The sequence below is a fragment of the Streptomyces ferrugineus genome (assembly GCF_015160855.1).
Taxonomy (GTDB): Bacteria; Actinomycetota; Actinomycetes; order Streptomycetales; family Streptomycetaceae; genus Streptomyces; species Streptomyces ferrugineus.
This window is the reverse complement of the sequence record NZ_CP063373.1, coordinates 6,907,972-6,924,716: the sequence shown is the minus strand read 5'-3', so window position 1 is coordinate 6,924,716 and position 16,745 is coordinate 6,907,972. Positions and strand designations below refer to the sequence as shown.

Sequence of the window (16,745 nt, the reverse complement as noted above, 5' to 3'; positions counted from 1 at the left end):
GCGGGCGGTACCGCGATCCGGGTGCGTGACGGGCGTCAGGCGCGGCAGCGCAGCATCTCCAGCGGAGGGTCGGCGCGGAAGTCCGCCCAGAAGTCGGCGCCGTACTCGCGCACGCCGGCCTCGGACACCTCCAACGGGACCCAGGTCACCTCGCCGAACCCGGCCGCCCCCAGGCACGCTTCGTAGACCTCGCGGCGCGGGGCCGCGCTGACGATGCTGACCGGCGGGTCGAGCAGCGCCGTGACCCGGAAGCGCGGCCCGGTCTCGAGTTCCTCGCCGGTCGGCTCGCAACGGAAGCCGTACTTCTCCAGCGCCGACCCGCCGCCGCGGTAGTCGGGGGACTGGGCCAGCACGAAGAACTCGGCGCCGGGCGCCAGGCTGCGGTGCACATTGCGGCACATCCGCTCCATGGCGGCGACGTCCGGCGCGTAGTTGAGCAACTGCACTCCCAGCGCGACGTCGAACTGCCGCCCATGGGGCCGCAGTTCGGCCACGTCCCCCACCTCGTAGCGCACCCCCAGCGGATCACGCGCCTCCAACGCCCGCGCCGCGGCGACCATTTCCCCGGAGATGTCGACGCCGAGCACCTCCGCGGCGCCCCGCCGCATGAACTCCCTGCTGTAGAAACCGGTGCCGGACGCCAGGTCGAGGACCGACTTGCCGCGCACGTCCCCGACCATGGCCAGGAAGCCGGGCACCTCCGCATACCGCGTCAACGGCAGGGACTTGAAGCCCTCGAACGCCTCACCGATCTCGTCGTACTGCTGCACGCTCACCGTGTCGTCCTCCCGTGTGCTTCGTCGATGGCGGGCAGTCTTCCCGCACCTCGGCAAAGGGCCGTACTGGCAGAAGCCACAAAGATCCGGACCCCGTCCCGGGTTCCCGTACAGGCGGGTGGGGCGGCCGCCCCCGAGAACGGACCTCAGGCCCCGGGCAGCTCCGCGCGGACCGTGCGGGCCGCGTCGACCAGGTTCTCCAGGGACGCGCGGGTCTCGGGCCAGCCGCGGGTCTTCAGGCCGCAGTCGGGGTTGACCCACAGGCGCTCGGCGGGGATCGCCCCGAGCCCGGTCCGCAACAGCTCGGCCGCCTCCTCGGCGCTCGGCACGCGCGGCGAGTGGATGTCGTAGACACCCGGCCCGGCCTCGCGCGGATAGCCGTGCGCGGCCAGCTCCCGGGCGACCTGCATATGGGAGCGGGCCGCCTCCAGGCTGATCACGTCGGCGTCGAGGTCGTCGATGGCCTGCACGATGTCGCCGAACTCGGCGTAGCACATGTGGGTGTGGATCTGCGTGTCCGGCCGGACTCCGCTGGTGGTGAGCCGGAAGGCCGCCGTGGCCCACGCCAGGTACGCGGCGCGGTCCGCGGCGCGCAGCGGAAGCGTCTCCCGCAGCGCGGGCTCGTCGACCTGGATCACCGAAGTCCCGGCCGCCTCCAGGTCGTTCACCTCGTCGCGCAGGGCGAGGGCCACCTGCCTGGCCGTCTCGCCCAGCGGCTGGTCGTCGCGGACGAAGGACCAGGCGAGCATGGTGACCGGGCCGGTGAGCATGCCCTTGACCGGGCGGGCGGTCAGGGACTGGGCGTACGTCGTCCAGCGCACCGTCATCGGCTCGGGACGGGAGATGTCGCCGGCCAGGATCGGCGGGCGGACGTAGCGGGTGCCGTAGGACTGCACCCAGCCGTGCCGTGTGGCGAGGTAGCCGGTGAGCTGCTCGGCGAAGTACTGGACCATGTCGCCCCGTTCGGGTTCGCCGTGCACCAGGACGTCGATGCCGGCCTTCTCCTGGAAGGAGACGACCTCCTGGATCTCGGCCCTGACGCGCTGCTCGTAGCCGGCGGTGTCGATGCGGCCCGCGCGCAGGCCGGCGCGTGCGGCGCGCAGTTCGCCGGTCTGCGGGAAGGAGCCGATCGTGGTGGTCGGCAGCAACGGCAGGTCGAGGTGGGCGCGCTGGGCGGCGGCCCGTTCGGCGTACGGCTGTGAGCGGCGGGCGTCCGCGTCGGTGACGGCCGCCGCACGGGAGCGGACGGCCGGGTCGCGGGTGATCGGGGAGCCGCCGCGGGAGGCCAGGTCGGCCCGGTTGGCGGCGAGTTCGGCGGTGATCGTGCCGGTGCCCTGGGCGAGGCCCTTGGCGAGGGTGACGATCTCGGCGGTCTTCTGCCGGGCGAACGCGAGCCAGCGCAGGATCTGCGGCTCGATGTCCCGCTCCGCCGCCGCGTCCAGCGGCACGTGGAGGAGGGAGCAGGAGGCCGCGACGTCGACCCGGTCGGCCAGGCCCAGCAGGGTGCCGAGGGTGGTGAGCGACGCCGACAGGTCGTTGACCCAGATGTTGCGGCCGTTGACGACGCCGGCGACGAGCCGCTTGCCGGGCAGCCCGCCGACGGCGGCGAGTGCCTCCAGGTTGGCGGCCGCGGACTGCGTGAAGTCGAGCGCCAGCCCCTCGACCGGTGCCTTGGCCAGCACGGGCAGCGCCTCGCCGAGCCGGTCGAAGTAGGAGGCCACGAGCAGCTTGGGCCGGTCGGCCGACGTGCCGAGGTCCCGGTAGGCGCGCTCGGCGGCGTTCAGCTTGGCCGGGGTGCGGTCCTGGACCAGGGCGGGCTCGTCGAGCTGCACCCACTCGGCGCCGGCCGCGCGCAGGTCGGCCAGGATCTCGGCGTACACGGGCAGCAGGCGGTCGAGGAGGGTGATCGGTGCGAAGTCCGCGGCCACGCCGGGCGCGGGCTTGGCGAGCAGCAGGTAGGTGACCGGGCCGACCAGGACGGGCCGGGCGGTCAGGCCCAGCGCCAGGGCCTCCGTCAGTTCGGCGACCTGCTTGGCCGAGTCGGCCGTGAAGACCGTGTCCGGGCCCAACTCCGGGACGAGATAGTGGTAGTTGGTGTCGAACCACTTGGTCATCTCCAGCGGCGCGACGTGCTGGGTGCCCCGGGCCATGGCGAAGTAGCCGTCCAGGGCGTCGGCCTCGACCGCGGCGCGGTGGCGCTCGGGGATCGCGCCGAGGGCGACGGTGGTGTCCAGGACGTGGTCGTAGTACGAGAAGTCACCGGTCGGCACCTCGTGGACGCCGGCCTCGGCGAGCCGCCGCCAGGTGGAGCGGCGCAGTTCGGCGGCGGTGCGGTGGAGGGTGTCGGCGGTGACCCGGCCCTTCCAGTAGCCCTCGACGGCTTTCTTCAGCTCCCGGTTCGGGCCCTGGCGGGGGTAGCCGTACACGGTGGCCCGTGCGGCCGAGGCCGCGGTCCTGGTGGTCACGGAGATCTCCTTCGCGAGATGAATCCCTGAGATCCCGGGGACGGGACGAGAGCGCGAAGGGGTGCCGGAGAACCGGACGGCGACGGCCCGGTCCACGGCCGCCCGTTCGGTTGTGCACGCCGACCCGCCCTCGAGGTCACCGGGAGTCCGCGCACGAGTGGTTCGCGCGCGGGCAGTTGGCAGGTCTTCGGACTCGCGGGCACGTCTCGTCGTACGAGACACCTACTGGCCGTCGCTTCCCAAGTCCGGTACGTCGGACCCAGTGCGTATGACGGCGGTCGTTCCCGCTCACCGCTGCGGGGCAGTCCCGGATTCCCACCGGGTTCCCTCTTGCGACGTCCCGCCTGGCTGACGGGGCGAACCAGCTGCACAGGCCAGCCTACCGTTCAGGTGCGGCCGTACACATGGAACCCCCGGCCGGTCCTACGGCCCAGCAGTCCCGCGTTGAGCCCGGCCCCTGGCCCGCGTCGATCTGGCGCTGCGCGCAGGGGAAGAAGTACAGCCCGAAGCCGACCAGAGCGCCCTCCGGCGTGGCGACTGAGCACCCTCCAGCGCCCGCGTCTGCGCGGCGTCCCCCTCTCCTTCGTCCGGGTCGACAGGGTCGGCAACATGTCCAAGCGACAGTCCGCGACCGGGTTCCACTTCTCCCGGGCCGGCGCACCTGCCCGCTGTGGAACGTCTACGAGGCGTTCGCCGCGCCCGCGCGGTCACCCGGCACCGCGGCGGCTGGGGTGAGCCCGGAAAGACGTATGCCATCGGGCTGGGCCGCGAGATCCGGATCGACCAGAACACCAGCACGTTCGTGCCGTGTGCGGTGACCGATCGCACGATCCGAACGCCGTGCGGACTTGGTAGCCTCATCAGGCCAGTCGAGCCACATCCGAGGCCAGGGAATCCGGTGCGAATCCGGAACTGACGCGCAGCGGTGAGGGGGACGGGCGGGGCACGCTGCCACTGGGAGACCGGGAAGGCGCCCCGACCGGACGAACCCGAGTCCGAAGACCTGCTGGCACCTCCGCGCCCACCCCGGCGAGGAGGACGTCCGTAGGCCAGGCTCCGCGTACGAGCCCCGACACCCGAGGCATGCCCGTGCTCCGCACTCCCACACTTGTCCTTGCGTCCGCCCTGCTGCTCACCGCGTGCGGCGGCGCCTCCGACGCGGACACCGCGAGGCCCGCCGGCGCGGGCCATCCCCGCACGATCGACAACTGCGGCCACAAGGTCACCCTGAAGTCGGCCCCGCAGCGCGTCGTCTCCCTCAACCAGGGCACCACCGAGATCCTGCTCTCCCTCGGCCTCGCCGACCGTATGGCGGGCACGGCGACCTGGACGGACCCGGTGATGAAGGGGCTGGAGAAGGCGAACGCGGCCGTGCCCCGGCTGGCCGACGACAACCCCTCCTTCGAGAGGGTCCTGGACGCCGAACCCGACTTCGTCACCGCCTCGTTCGTCTCCACCCTCGGCAAGGGCGGCGTCGCCACCCGCGAGCAGTTCGAGAAGCTCGGCGTGCCCACGTACGTCTCGCCCTCCGACTGCTCCACGGGCAAGGACAACGACAGCGGCGGCGACGGATCGCGCAGCGCGCCGCTCACCCTCGACGCCGTGTACGGCGAGATCCGTGACCTGGCCCGTGCCTTCGGCGTCGACGAGCGCGGCGAGAAGCTCGTCGCGGAGCTGAAGCAGCGGGTGCGCAAGGCCACCGACGGGCTGCACGCCTCCGATGTCTCCCTCATGTACTGGTTCGCCAACTCCCAGTCGCCCTACCTCGCCGGCTGCTGCGGCGCACCCGGTGCCATCACCCGCGCGGTCGGCGCGCGGAACGCCTTCTCCGACACCCACGACGAGTGGCCCCAGGTCGGCTGGGAGACCGTCGCCGACCGTGACCCCGACGTCATCGTGATCGGCGACCTGACGCGCAGGCAGCAGACCGCGGAGAGCGCCCGGGCCAAGATCCGCTTCCTGGAGACCAACCCCGCCACCCGCAGTCTGACCGCCGTGCGGAAGAAGCGGTACGTGCTGCTCAGCGGGCAGGCGATGAACCCGTCCATCCGCACGGTCGAGGGGATCGAGCAGGTCGCCGCCGGACTGCGCGACTTCGGGCTCGCCAAGTGAACGTGCGCCCACTGCTGTTGACCGGCGGCGGGCTGGCCGCGCTGCTCGCGTCGGTCGCCGTCACGGTCACGATCGGGCCGGCCGACATCTCCACGGCGGACGTGTGGGCGTCCGTGGCCGCTCATCTCGGGCTCGGCGAGAGCGCGTTGGCGCCGCTGCGGGACGGCATCGTGTGGAACCTGCGGATGCCGCGCACCCTGCTCGCCGCCGTGTGCGGGGCCGGGCTCGCCGTGTGCGGGGCGGTCATGCAGTCGCTGCTGCGCAATCCGCTGGCCGACCCGTTCGTGCTCGGGGTGTCCTCCGGGGCGTCCACGGGGGCCGTCGCCGTCGTGGTGCTGGGCGTCGGCGGGGGAGTGGTGTCACTGTCGGCGGGTGCCTTCCTCGGCGCGCTGCTCTCCTTCGCCCTGGTGCTGCTGCTCAGCCATCTCCTCGGCGGCAGCACGGACCGGGTCGTGCTGTCCGGGGTGGCCGCCATGCAGCTGTTCTCCGCGCTGACCTCGTTCATCGTGCTGACCTCCGCCGACGCCGAGACCACCCGGGGCGTGCTGTTCTGGCTGCTGGGTTCGCTCACCGGCGCCGACTGGGGGCAGGTGGTGCTGTGCACCGCCGTCCTGGCCGTGGTCCTCGCCGTCTGCCTCGGACACGCCCGCACCCTGGACGCCTTCGCCTTCGGTGACGACGCCGCCGCCGGACTCGGCGTCCGCGTCGCCCGCACCCGGCTGGTCCTGCTCTGCGCCACCGCGCTGCTCACCGCCGCGCTGGTGAGCTGCGCCGGCGCGATCGGCTTCGTCGGCCTGGTCCTGCCGCATGCCACCCGCGCCCTGACCGGCTCCGGCCACGCCCGCCTCCTGCCGGTCACGGCGCTGACCGGAGCCGTGTTCCTGGTGTGGGTGGACACCGCCGCCCGCACCCTCCTCGACCCCCAGGAGGTCCCGGTGGGCGTGGTCACGTCCCTCATCGGCGTACCGGCGTTCGTGGCCGTGCTCTACCGGGGACGGAGGAAGGCATGACGAGCCTTCAGGCCCAGGGTCTCGTACGGCGTGTCGCCGGCCAGGTCATCGTCGACGGCGTCACCCTCGCCCTGCGCCCCGGCGAGACCGTCGGACTGCTCGGCCCCAACGGCTCCGGAAAGTCGACGCTGCTCAGACTCCTCGCCGGCGTCCTCGCCCCCACCGCCGGGGTCGTCACCCTGGACGGACGCCCGCTCGGCGACATCGGCCGCCGTGCCACCGCCCGGCGCGTCGCCACCGTCGAGCAGGACGCCCACACCCAGACCGAACTCACCGTCCGCGACGTCGTCGCCCTCGGCCGCATCCCGCACCGCCGCGCCTGGACCCCGGCCACGGCCGCCGACGCCGCGGCGGTCGGCGCGGCCCTGGAGCGCACCGGCCTGACCGGCCGGGCCGACCAGTCCTGGCACACCCTCTCCGGAGGGGAACGCCAGCGCACCCAGATCGCCCGCGCCCTCGCCCAGGAACCCCGCGAACTCCTCCTCGACGAACCCACCAACCACCTCGACATCCAGCACCAGCTCGACCTGCTGGACCTCGTCGCGGCCCTCCCGGTCACCACCGTGATCGCCCTGCACGACCTCAACCTCGCCGCGATGTACTGCGACCGCCTGCTCGTCCTGCGCGACGGCCGCGCGGTCGCGGAGGGCACCCCGGCCGAAGTCCTCACCCCCGCCCTCATCGAGCAGGTCTACGGCGTCCGCGCCGAGGTCACCGACGAACCCGGCCACCCGGTGATCCGCTTCCTGCGGCCGGCCACCCCCGCAGGGCGGTACTGACATGCCGACACCCCCCGAACAGCCCGTACCCAGCCGGATCGTGGTCTGCCGGGACTGCTGCTGCGGGACCCCGAAGGTGCCCGGAGTCGATCACGCCCGGCAGACCGCGCGGCTCGCCGAGAACGCGCCGGTGCGCATCTCCGACTGCCTCGGCGTGTGCGAGCACGCCAACGTGATCGTCGTCCAGCCCTCCGCCGCCGGCCGTGCCGCGGGCGCCCGCCCCGTCTGGCTCGGCCTCGTCAACGACCCCGACGCCACCGAGGACATCCTCACCTGGGTCCGGTCCGGCGGCCCCGGCGTCGCACCCTGCCCCGACATACTCGACCTCTACACCTTCACTCCGCCCGGGCGGACCACGCCGAAGCCGGGGACGACCGCGTCCCGGCCGGAAGGCTGAGGCCCGGGCGGCAACTGGGGTGTCAGGGCCGCGCCTCGAGCCGCCCCACGGTCACTGCACGACCCCGCCCCGGCGGTTCTCCTCGAGCGACACGCCGTGATCTTCGGCGAAGATCCGCAGGCACTGGCCGTCGCAGAACCCATGGACGGTGCCGTCGTGCTCCAAGGTGAGACCGGTGGTGTTCAGGTCCACGGTCATGCCGCACACCGGGTCGACGACATGGCCCGGCGGCAGGTTCGCGGCGGACCTGCGGGCGATGGCGTCACGGTGCGGGGCGGTGAGGTGGCGGATCAGGTCCAGGCTCCCCATGGGGCGGCCCAGTGCGCCGAGGCTGCCTTCGGTGACGCCGGTGACATGGATCCACGCATGCGGCTCGTGCAGCAGCCGGTCGGGGTCGCGGCCGGCCGCCTTCTCGGCCTCCGCCAGGGCCTGGGTGAGGACCTCGATGACATGGCCGCTCATCTCCTTGCGCCAGGCGGCCGGTGTGCTGACCCGCACCACATAGCGGGGCGGGTCGGCGGGGTCCACCGGCTGCTGTCCGCCCACCACCCAGGTCGTCGGCTCGTGGACCAGCACCTGCGTCAAGGACTGGGCCGCTTCGAGGACTTCGGGGGCGTGGGAGTCGTCCGGCTGGTCGGACGCCATGAGCAGGTCGATCATCCGCCGGGCCAGCCACTCGCGCTGTGCGGCGCCCAGGGCGCCCGGGGGTGCGAAGAGTTCGATGAGAATCACCGTCTCAGGCTGTCCCGGAGCACCGCCGTCGCGCGTCGCCCCGGAGGCGTCACTCGGGGCTACTCCCCAGGGAGTGGCGGCCTACTGCACGCGAAGTAGCGCTCGACGGGGCGGCCGCGGTCGCGGCTCCTCCCAGGGCGAGTCGGTGAGGAGGTCGCCCCGCGGGTTCCGCGGCCCCTATTCGACGGAGGCGACAGGCGCGGACGGCTCCGCGCCGGGCCGGGACGGGAGGTCGGTCGCCGTGGGCGGCTCGTGCCGGGCTCGCTCCGACTGCTGCACGGTGATGTCGTCCAGCCCGCCCTCCGGGGCGCCCGCTGTGGTGGACAGCCAGGACCACGCCCCCAGGGCCAGGGCGATCGCGGCCCCCGTGGCGACCACGCGGCCGACCCGCCGGGCCCTGGCTCGGCTGTCGAGGTCCCGCCAGGCCGGTCCGGCCCGGTGATCCGCCGGCCGCCACAGCTCGCCGACCGCGTCGGCCTCGGCGGACGCCGGCGCGTGGTGCCGGAACCGCTTCCGCTCCTGTGCCCTGTCCAGGGGGCGGGGACGCCGTCCCAACGCCCGTTCCCGCGCGGAGGGTTCCTTGGGGGCGGAGGTGCGGATGGCGCGCTCGTTGTCCGTGAGGAACTTCTGCCATATCTCCTCGGAGCCGGACGTGCTGCCGTCCCACTCCTCCGGCGCCCCGTCGCCGCCTGCACCGTGTGTGGTCACGGCCCCGTTCTCCCCTCGCACGCGCACGCTGTGAACACCGCCGCCTCACTCCTTGAGGTGCTGTGCGGCTCCGTGAGCGACAGTGTGCCGTCGCTCGTGCCTCGGCCGGTAATACCGAGTGCGGGCAACCTTGTTCGGGACGACGCCCCCGCTTCGGCGCTCGTGAGCTCAGGCGGCGAGCTGTGGGAGGGAGCCGGCGACGGTCGGCGTGTCGTCCCGTGCCGCGTAACCTTGCCGATATCACTCCTGGGCGCCGCACGGCGATCGGTCGCCGACTCCCCCTCGCCTGATCCTTGCACGGTGCAAAAACAGATCGCCAGAGGTTCCGAACGATTTTCACATCGCTGCCGGCGGGCTCCGGCGGCGGGATCGCGTGCCTCGCGGCGGTGGGTTCGCTGCCGTGCCGGAGGAAGGCCGTGGACCTTACGAGGGCCTGACATGATCCGGAAAAACCTTTGCCCCGCCTGTCTCGTGGGCCACTCTGGTACTGCCCGATGGCCGGTCGACGGCGACTCCGGCCGCCGACGGGTGATTGCCGCGGTGTAAGAGAAAGCGGCCACTGCGGCCCGGCGCCCCGGACTCCGCGTCCGGGGCGTCACGCGCGTCCGCGCGTGTGCCCGCGCTGTCCGACGGCGGCCTCGAGCCGGACGAAGGGGATGGCTCTGCCCGCCTCGCGGAACGACGCCTTGCCGCCATCGGCCGGCAGTCCCATGAACGCGCACAGCCGGCGAGCCGTCCGCGGGTGCCGGTGCCCGTAGCCGACCATGACCTCGGCGCCCTCGTCGGGCGGGAGGAAGTGGGCGGTGACGGCGTAGGGACGATTGCCGAACTGGATGAGCGTCTTCGGCTCTTCGCGCAGGTTCTGGTACCAGTCCGCCTCCGGCCCGAAACACGACGCGACGGTCCAACTCCGGTAGGCCGGCTCGTAGAACACCACCTCCAGGGCCACCATGCGGTCGAGCCCGGTCACGCGGCCGGTGTGGTGCAGCAGGAGAAACCGCTTCCCGAACACCGGCCCCAGTCCCGCGCGGAAGAGCAGGATCGGCAGCCGCGCGGCCAGCCTCCGCCATCCGGTGCGGGGTTGAGGGCGGCGGCGTGCGGTGTCTCCGTGCGTCATGGTCGCCTTCCGCGGGTCGGGAATGTCGGCTCTCGGACTCGATTGGGTAAAGGACCGGAGTTGAGAGCCGTGTCACCCGGACCACCTTTGCATAGTCTAAAGGTGGGGGAGGGGCGCCCGCGGTGGCAAGGGGCGACTCTCGAGTGCCGCGACACTGCTGGAGTACTTCATGACCGACCAGAAGCCGCCATCGAGCCGGACGGTGCTGTCCTCCATGCCGGTTGTGGTGATGGCCATCGTGGCGGTCGCGGACGTGGTGGCGGGGCCGGGGGTGGGCTTCCTCCCTCTGGTCTCGCTCGGTCCCGCCTTCTCGGGGCTGGTCGGAGGGTGGCGACGTACGGCGGTCTTCGGGCTGGTGGCGCTGGTGCTGTGCGTGGGGCTGGGGCTGTACGACGGGCTGTTCGAGGAGCGCCGGGGGTTCACCGCCATGGCCGCGGTGGCCGGCGTGACCGCCATCGGCGTCGCGGCGGCCGTGATGCGCTCGCGCCGGGAGGCGGAGCTGGCCAGTGTGCGGTCGATCGCGGAGGTCGCGCAGCGGGTGCTGCTGCGGCCGGTGCCGTTGACCGCGGGTCCGCTGCAGGCGGCGGTGTCGTACACCTCCGCCGTCGCCGAGGCGCGCATCGGCGGCGACCTGTACGAGGTCGTCGCCTCGCCGCACGGCATCCGGGTCATCGTGGGCGATGTCCAGGGCAAGGGCCTGGCCGCGGTGGAGACGGCGGCCCTCGTCCTCGGCGCCTTCCGGGAGGCCGCCCATGACGAACCCGACCTGGTGGGGCTCGGCGAGCGACTGGAACGCAGCGTGGCCCGCGAGCTGGAGGGTGAGAAGTTCGTCACCGCGATCCTCGCCGAGATCGGCACCCGCCAGGAGGCCGTCTTCCTCAACTACGGCCATCCGGCCCCAATGGTCGTGCGCCGGGACGGCGCCGTCGACTTCCCGAGGCCGCCCGCCCATGCCCTCCCGTTGGGCCTCGGCGTGCACGGGACCGAGGGCCCGAAGCCCTATCGGGTGGACTTCGCCCCCGGCGATCAGCTCCTGCTGTACACCGACGGCGTCACCGAGGCCCGCGACGACGAGGGGCGCTTCTACCCCGTCGGTGAGCGGGCGCACCTGCTGAAGGATCCCCATGCGCACCGCGCCCTGGAGGCCCTGCGCGCGGATCTCGCCCAGCACTCCGACGGGCCGCCGCACGACGACGCCGCCATGCTCCTGCTGCGCTACCACGGTCATGAGGAAGGAAAATCTGTTCCCACTGGGTGAGTGAGCAGCGACTTCGGCACGATAGAAAGGACATATGCCGGAGCGTGAGACCCCCGCGGGGGCGATGGACGATGTTGATGCGGTGACCCGGGCGGTGCTGACCGCGTCCCGGCTGTTGGTGGCGGTCTCCGCCCGCTCCCTCGCCGAGGTCGAGGAGGGGGTGACGCTCCCGCAGTTCCGGATGCTGGTCGTCCTGCACACCCGGGGCGCCACGAAGCTGGTCGCGCTCGCCGAGCTGCTCCAGGTGGCGCCGTCCACCGCGATGCGGATGGTCGACCGGCTGATCGCGGCCGGTCTCGCCGACCGGCATCTGAACCCCGGCAATCGCCGCGAGACCCTGCTGCAGCTCACCGACGAGGGGCGGCGTACGGTCGAGGACGTCACCGCCCGGCGCCGCACCGAGATCGCCGCGATCGTGGAACGCCTCACCCCCACCCAGCGGCTGGCACTCATCGAGGCGCTGGCCGCCTTCAACGAGGCCGGGGGCGAGCCTCTCGCGCCGGCGCTGGACGACGCGGAGCCACACCCCCTGGGCTGGGCCGTGGATCTCCCGGTGGCCCGCGACGCCTGAGCTGCCGGGGTGGCGTCGGACCCGGGCCGAACTTCTCGGCCCGCCGATCGTTTTGCATAATGCAAGGGAATCGTGAAGGTGCGGCCCGTTGCCCGATGTCGGCAACGCGGACCGCGTTGGTGTGTCCTACCGAGGGCAATGCGCACCGGGCGCTCGGTGCACCAGGATGACGGACGCGGAAGGACGCGGGAAGGGAAGACGCATGCGGCGAAGACGTCAGCCCGTGTCCGCGCCGGAGGCGCACCTGATGGGGCATCTGCGCAGCACGGTGTGGGGGCCGGCCGAGTTCGTCGGCCTGCCGCCCTGGTGGCTGACCGTGGAGGGGCTCTTGGCCGGGTGCGTGGCAGCGGGCGCGATCGTCGGTGCCGCTCTCGCCGGGGCCTGGTACGGGGTTCCCGGGCTGGCGGACGGTGAGGGCGGACTGGTGTGCGCCGGTGCGCTCGTGCTCTACCTCTGTGTGGTGCGCGCGGGGCGGGCACTGATCGGCATCGTCGCCGTGCTCGGGATCTGTCTGGCGCTTCAGACGCCCCAGGCGGCCGTGGGCGTGGTGCTGGCGCAGCGGGGACAGGTGGAGTCGGTGGTGGTGACCGCGGTCGAGGGCGGGCCCGGAGCCGTCTCCAGCCGCGGCCGCTACCTGTGCGCGGTGGCCGACCGGGACGGGGTCCCCCTGAAGGTGCGCCTCTGGCGTGGTTGCGGGCAGGCCACCCGGCCCGGCGACGCGCTCGCCATGGTGTACGACCCGAAGGGGCAGGTGCCGCCGCGCGGTGTGGAGGCCGGAGCGTCGCCGTCGCACCCGCTGCGCTCGCTGGGCGGCTGGGCCGCCGCACTCGTCGCCGCCTGCACGGTCGCGGTCGTACGCTCCTTCCGGCTCGCCCACACCGCCTCGCACGGCCCTGCGGCCTCGGGCGCGCCCGGTGACGACCCGGCCGCCGCCTCCTGATCACCCGGCGGACGGCGAGGGACTGGGGGAGCCCGTGTTGTAGAAGTCCGGCAGGTCCGGGCGCGGGGTCAGCACGACGACCGGGGCGCCGGGCTGGGGCACCGGCGGGGTCAGTTGCTCCCTGGGCAGCTTCGGCGGCGTGGTCTGCTGGAAGTTGGCCTGGTCGAAATTGACCAGTCCGGTCTTCTCCAGAACCGTGATGTGGTCCAGGACGACGTCGTTGGCCTGGTCGGCGAGCTGGCGCACCAGCGTGTTCTGCGTGGTGGCGCGGATCTTGCCGATGGTCGGAAAGATCTGACCGTGTGTGACGCGCATGATGTTCACCGCCGTGGAGTCGAACTCCTTGCCGCTCTTGGCGTCCACGGTGGCGACGAACTGCTGCTGCTGCGGCGTGGCCTGGTTGGGCAGGGTGATGTTCAGCTCGGCGGCGACCTTGCGGGAGCTGGCGTCGAGCAGGGCGTGCCCGACGACCAGGTGCTCGCCGGCCTCCTTCATCGCCTTCGTCGTCCCCTTTTCCATGGACAGCTCCCCGAGGGGGTACTCCCACAGCCCGGCGGAGCGCACCTTGACCACGAAGTCGCGGTCCGCCTCGGTCAACGGCCCGTAGGGGGTGTTGGCGATGATCCGGGCCGTGTTGTTCGAGGCGTTCTGCAGGCCGAGCATGGACGGGTAGGCGAGCGCGGAGCAGGTGATGACCAGCGCACCGCCCACGAAGACGGTGCCGATCGTGTTCCGGGAGAGGGCCATGGAACCTCCTGACGTGAGCGGACCCGGTGTCGGAAGGTACGGATGCGCCGCCCCCCGCGATCATTGCACTGGGTAAATTTTGCACCATGCCTGGTGCTCTGCGTCACACCGGGGCACGCTGCCGGTCCGTGTGACCGCTCATGCCGCCGCGTGCACCGCGCGCAGTGCGCTTTGGTGGCTGAGCCAGCCGACCGGCCTGCCGTGTTCGGGATCCAGGACCGGCACCCCGGTGCCCGCCGCCGAGAGCAGGGTGTGCAGCGCCTGCGCGAGGGGCTGGTCGGTCGTGACCGGTGCGGGCGGCTCGGCGAGCTGCCCCACCACCGCGGGGACCGCGTCCGGCTGCTCCGTCAGCGCCTCGGCGATCGCCTGGGCGGTGACCACACCGACGTAGCGTCCGCGGGCGTCGACCACGGGCAGTGCCCCGTACCCGGACAGGCTCAACAGATCGGCCGCGTCCGCGAGTTCGGTCGACGCGGGCAGCGGTGAGGGCAGCGGGTCCATGACGGAGCCGACCTGCTGGGCGCCGATCCGGGCGCCGGGGGCGGGGCCGTCGAGGTCGATGCCGCGGCGGCGCAGCTTCAGGGTGTAGACCGTGTCGCGGGTCAGCAGCCGGCTGACGGCGGTGGCCAGCACGATGGCCAGCATCAGCGGCAGGATGATCGAGTACTCGCCGGTCAGCTCGAAGAGGATCACCACGGCGGTGATCGGCGCGCGGGAGGCCCCGGCGAACACGGCACCCATGCCCACCAGCGCGTACGCCCCCATCGAGCCGGCGGTGCCGGGCAGCAGGTGGTGGACGCCCGCGCCGTACGCCGAACCGAGCATCGCCCCGATGAACAGACTGGGCGCGAACACCCCGCCCGAGCCGCCGATCCCGATGGTCAGACTGGTCGCCAGCACCTTGCCCACGAGCAACAGCAGCAGGAAGCCGACCGCGTACCCGCCCTCGGTGGCCTTCTCCAGGACCGGGTAGCCGACCCCGTACATCTCCGGCAGTGCCAGCAGCACCAGGCGAGCGCCAGGCCGCCGACCCCGGGGCGCAGCCACTCCGGGCCGCGCCAGGCCCAGTCGCAGGCGTCCTCGATCAGATACAGCACCCGGGAAAAGCCCACGCCGACCACCGCGGCGATCACACCGAGCAGGGCGAACAGGCCGTACTGGGCGAAGTGCGCGACGTGGAAGGCGGGCAGGGCCAGGAAGGCGACGTCGCCGAAGGCGGCCCGGCCGATCACGCTCGCGGTGACGCTGGCCAGGACGGTCGCCCCGAACGCCTCCGCGGAGAAGGTGCCCAGGATCAGCTCCATGGCGAAGAAGACCCCGGCCAGCGGCGCGTTGAAGGTGGCGGCGATGCCGCCCGCCGCGCCGCACGCGACCAGCAGCTTCATCCGTCCCTCGGGCACCCTGGTCACTCGCCCCAGCGTGGCGCCGAGGGCGGAGCCGATCTGCACGATCGGCCCCTCGCGGCCCACCGAGCCGCCGGAGCCGATGGTGAGGGCGGAGGCGAGCGTCTTGACCACCGCGACCTTCGGGCTGATCCGGCCGCCGCGCTGGGCGACGGCCAGCATCACCTCCGGCACCCCGTGCCCGCGCGCCTCCTTGGCGAAGCGGTGCACCAGCGGCCCGTACAGCAGACCGCCGACCACCGGGGCGAGCAGCACGAAGTACGGCCCCAGCCACGGCACCTGCGGGTTGCCGGCGCCGGGCGAGGCCGCGTAGTCGGCATGACCGGAGAAGAGGCGGGTGAAGGCCGTGATGCACCAGCGGAAGATGACCGAACCGGCACCGGCTCCGGCGCCGACCACCACGGCGAGCGCCATCACGCCCCAGGGCGCGGAACGCAGCCGCGCCGCGCCGCGCGCGGGCGCGAGAGTGCCCTTCGCGGCCCCGATCCGCCCGCCGTCGCCGACCGCCTCAGTGGTGCCCATTCCTTCCCCTTCCGTACTTTTGCATTATGCAAAACGCGTCAGGGGGGCCTCCACGCGGGGTGCCTGAGCCGCGGACGGCCGCCTCCGCGGGCAGCGCCTCAACGAATGGTGGAGGCGGGATCGGGTTGCGAGTCAACCTATTGTGTAGCGCAGAAATACATCAATGGATGGATGACAGGAGTCAATGCGGCTGAAAAACTCAAGCCAGAGTTGAGCGGATCAAACACTCCTGTCGCCAGTGCAGAGCAGTGCTCTGGTGGGGGGTGGGTCACTGGTCCTTTCGAATGGTCCGTTCCCGCTGAATTGCAGGGGCGACTCCATTTCGCGTCAGACCCGGGGGAGTGACTTGCAAATCAATATACTGGGCCCGGTTTCCGTTGTCGCAGAGGGGCAGATACGCGCCATTCGAGCCAACAAGGTGCGGGCGATGCTCGCCACCCTTGCGCTGGAAGCGGGTCGAGCGGTGTCCAACGAAGACCTCGTCGATGAACTGTGGTCCGGGCATGCCATCGGCAACGCCCGAAACGCGTTGCAGGCGACCGCGACCCGACTGCGCAGGGCGATCGAGCCCACCTTGAGTCGGCGCGGCGGCTCCGTGCTGCGCGGTGTGAACAACGGCTATCTCATCGAGGTGTCACCGGAGTGCGTGGACGGCAACAGGTTCCTCGATCTGGCTGCCCAGGGAGCCGCGCACCTGCCGATGCGGCCCGAGCGCTCACTGGAAGTGCTGCAGTCGGCTCTGGATCTCTGGCGCGGTCCCGCCCTCCTCGACGCCGGCGACGGCCTGCGCGTGCGGGGCGCGGCGGCCCTCTTCGACGAACGCCGACTGACCGCCTGCGAGGACCTGGTGAGCGCCCTGCTGTCGGTCGGCGACGGGGCGCGCGCGATCGCGGAACTGCGCCAGCTCGTCGCCCTCTACCCGCTGCGAGAACGATTCTGCGAACTGCTCATGGTCGCCCTCTACCGCCAGGGGCGCCAGGGGGAAGCGCTGGATCTCTTCCGGTGGGCCAGGCGGCGACTCGATGAGGAACTGGGGATCCAGCCCGGGGCGCCGCTGCAGCGGCTGCATGCCGAGATCCTGGCCCAGGACCCGGCGCTGCGGCTGCCGGCCGCGGTCCTGCCCAGCCAGGGCGAACCCGCGGCGGTCAGCAGGTAGCGGACGGCTCGGATCGTCGGGGTCGGGCCTGCGCCGTTTTGCTCGTCTTGTT

Annotated in this window: 14 protein-coding genes, 2 pseudogenes and 2 riboswitches; of the genes and pseudogenes, 9 read left to right on the top strand and 7 right to left on the bottom strand. The window is 72.4% G+C overall.

All coding sequences use genetic code 11. The features are described 5' to 3' along the window. Positions 1-35: 35 nt before the first annotated feature. Both IM697_RS31085 and metE read right to left on the bottom strand, forming a co-directional pair. A complete protein-coding gene (locus IM697_RS31085) occupies positions 36-776 on the bottom strand; it encodes a class I SAM-dependent methyltransferase (RefSeq protein WP_194039409.1) in 741 nt (246 codons plus the stop codon). A gap of 146 nt (positions 777-922) precedes the next feature. Continuing rightward, entirely contained in the window at positions 923-3,241 is a 2,319-nt protein-coding gene (gene metE, locus IM697_RS31080; RefSeq protein ID WP_194039408.1) for a 5-methyltetrahydropteroyltriglutamate--homocysteine S-methyltransferase, read from the bottom strand. A gap of 161 nt (positions 3,242-3,402) precedes the next feature. After that, positions 3,403-3,622: riboswitch (cobalamin riboswitch) on the bottom strand. A gap of 153 nt (positions 3,623-3,775) precedes the next feature. On the opposite strand from metE, the pseudogene IM697_RS45770 reads away from it, so the two are divergent. The 5 genes and pseudogenes from IM697_RS45770 to IM697_RS31055 all read left to right on the top strand — a co-directional run. Continuing rightward, positions 3,776-4,094, top strand: a pseudogene (locus tag IM697_RS45770) (short-chain fatty acyl-CoA regulator family protein); the annotation flags it as partial. Then, positions 4,077-4,266, top strand: a riboswitch (cobalamin riboswitch). (Overlaps the previous pseudogene by 18 nt.) Positions 4,267-4,324: 58 nt before the next feature. Then, positions 4,325-5,353: an ABC transporter substrate-binding protein gene (locus IM697_RS31070; RefSeq protein WP_194039407.1), complete on the top strand. Its 1,029-nt coding sequence runs from the start codon at positions 4,325-4,327 to the stop codon at positions 5,351-5,353. Continuing rightward, positions 5,350-6,363, top strand: a complete 1,014-nt coding sequence (locus IM697_RS31065; RefSeq protein WP_194039406.1) for a FecCD family ABC transporter permease — start codon at positions 5,350-5,352, stop codon at positions 6,361-6,363. The genes IM697_RS31070 and IM697_RS31065 overlap by 4 nt, the downstream gene beginning before the upstream one ends. Further along, complete coding sequence (locus tag IM697_RS31060; RefSeq protein WP_194039405.1) at positions 6,360-7,142, top strand: ABC transporter ATP-binding protein; 783 nt, start codon at positions 6,360-6,362, stop codon at positions 7,140-7,142. Before IM697_RS31065 ends, IM697_RS31060 begins: the two co-directional genes overlap by 4 nt. Before the next feature lies 1 nt (position 7,143). Continuing rightward, on the top strand, positions 7,144-7,539 hold the full coding sequence (locus tag IM697_RS31055) for a (2Fe-2S) ferredoxin domain-containing protein (protein WP_194039404.1): 396 nt from the start codon (positions 7,144-7,146) through the stop codon (positions 7,537-7,539). Positions 7,540-7,590: 51 nt separating this feature from the next. On the opposite strand, the gene IM697_RS31050 is transcribed toward IM697_RS31055, so the two are convergent. From IM697_RS31050 to IM697_RS31040, 3 genes are all read right to left on the bottom strand, one after another. After that, entirely contained in the window at positions 7,591-8,271 is a 681-nt protein-coding gene (locus IM697_RS31050; protein ID WP_194039403.1) for an ATPase, read from the bottom strand. Positions 8,272-8,448: 177 nt separating this feature from the next. Then, the gene (locus tag IM697_RS31045) at positions 8,449-8,979 is read right to left on the bottom strand and encodes a hypothetical protein (protein ID WP_194039402.1); all 531 of its coding nucleotides are present in this window, start codon (positions 8,977-8,979) and stop codon (positions 8,449-8,451) included. A gap of 595 nt (positions 8,980-9,574) precedes the next feature. Next, positions 9,575-10,096 (bottom strand): nitroreductase family deazaflavin-dependent oxidoreductase, encoded by a 522-nt coding sequence (locus IM697_RS31040; protein WP_194039401.1) that lies wholly within the window; start codon positions 10,094-10,096, stop codon positions 9,575-9,577. 169 nt (positions 10,097-10,265) lie between these two features. Between IM697_RS31040 and IM697_RS31035 the strand changes: the two genes are divergently transcribed. From IM697_RS31035 to IM697_RS31025, 3 genes are all read left to right on the top strand, one after another. After that, positions 10,266-11,354 (top strand): PP2C family protein-serine/threonine phosphatase, encoded by a 1,089-nt coding sequence (locus IM697_RS31035; RefSeq protein WP_194039400.1) that lies wholly within the window; start codon positions 10,266-10,268, stop codon positions 11,352-11,354. A gap of 34 nt (positions 11,355-11,388) precedes the next feature. Beyond that, positions 11,389-11,925, top strand: a complete 537-nt coding sequence (locus tag IM697_RS31030) for a MarR family winged helix-turn-helix transcriptional regulator (protein WP_194039399.1) — start codon at positions 11,389-11,391, stop codon at positions 11,923-11,925. Between the two features lie 202 nt (positions 11,926-12,127). Then, on the top strand, positions 12,128-12,865 hold the full coding sequence (locus IM697_RS31025; protein WP_228044244.1) for a hypothetical protein: 738 nt from the start codon (positions 12,128-12,130) through the stop codon (positions 12,863-12,865). Here the strand turns inward: IM697_RS31025 and IM697_RS31020 are convergent, their stop codons facing one another. Together IM697_RS31020 and IM697_RS31015 are read right to left on the bottom strand one after the other, a co-directional pair. Further along, on the bottom strand, positions 12,866-13,612 hold the full coding sequence (locus IM697_RS31020; protein WP_194039398.1) for a DUF4142 domain-containing protein: 747 nt from the start codon (positions 13,610-13,612) through the stop codon (positions 12,866-12,868). Positions 13,613-13,750: 138 nt separating this feature from the next. Beyond that, positions 13,751-15,429, bottom strand: a pseudogene (locus IM697_RS31015) (chloride channel protein). Between the two features lie 535 nt (positions 15,430-15,964). On the opposite strand from IM697_RS31015, the gene IM697_RS31010 reads away from it, so the two are divergent. After that, a complete protein-coding gene (locus IM697_RS31010) occupies positions 15,965-16,693 on the top strand; it encodes an AfsR/SARP family transcriptional regulator (RefSeq protein ID WP_194039397.1) in 729 nt (242 codons plus the stop codon). Positions 16,694-16,745: the final 52 nt, after the last annotated feature.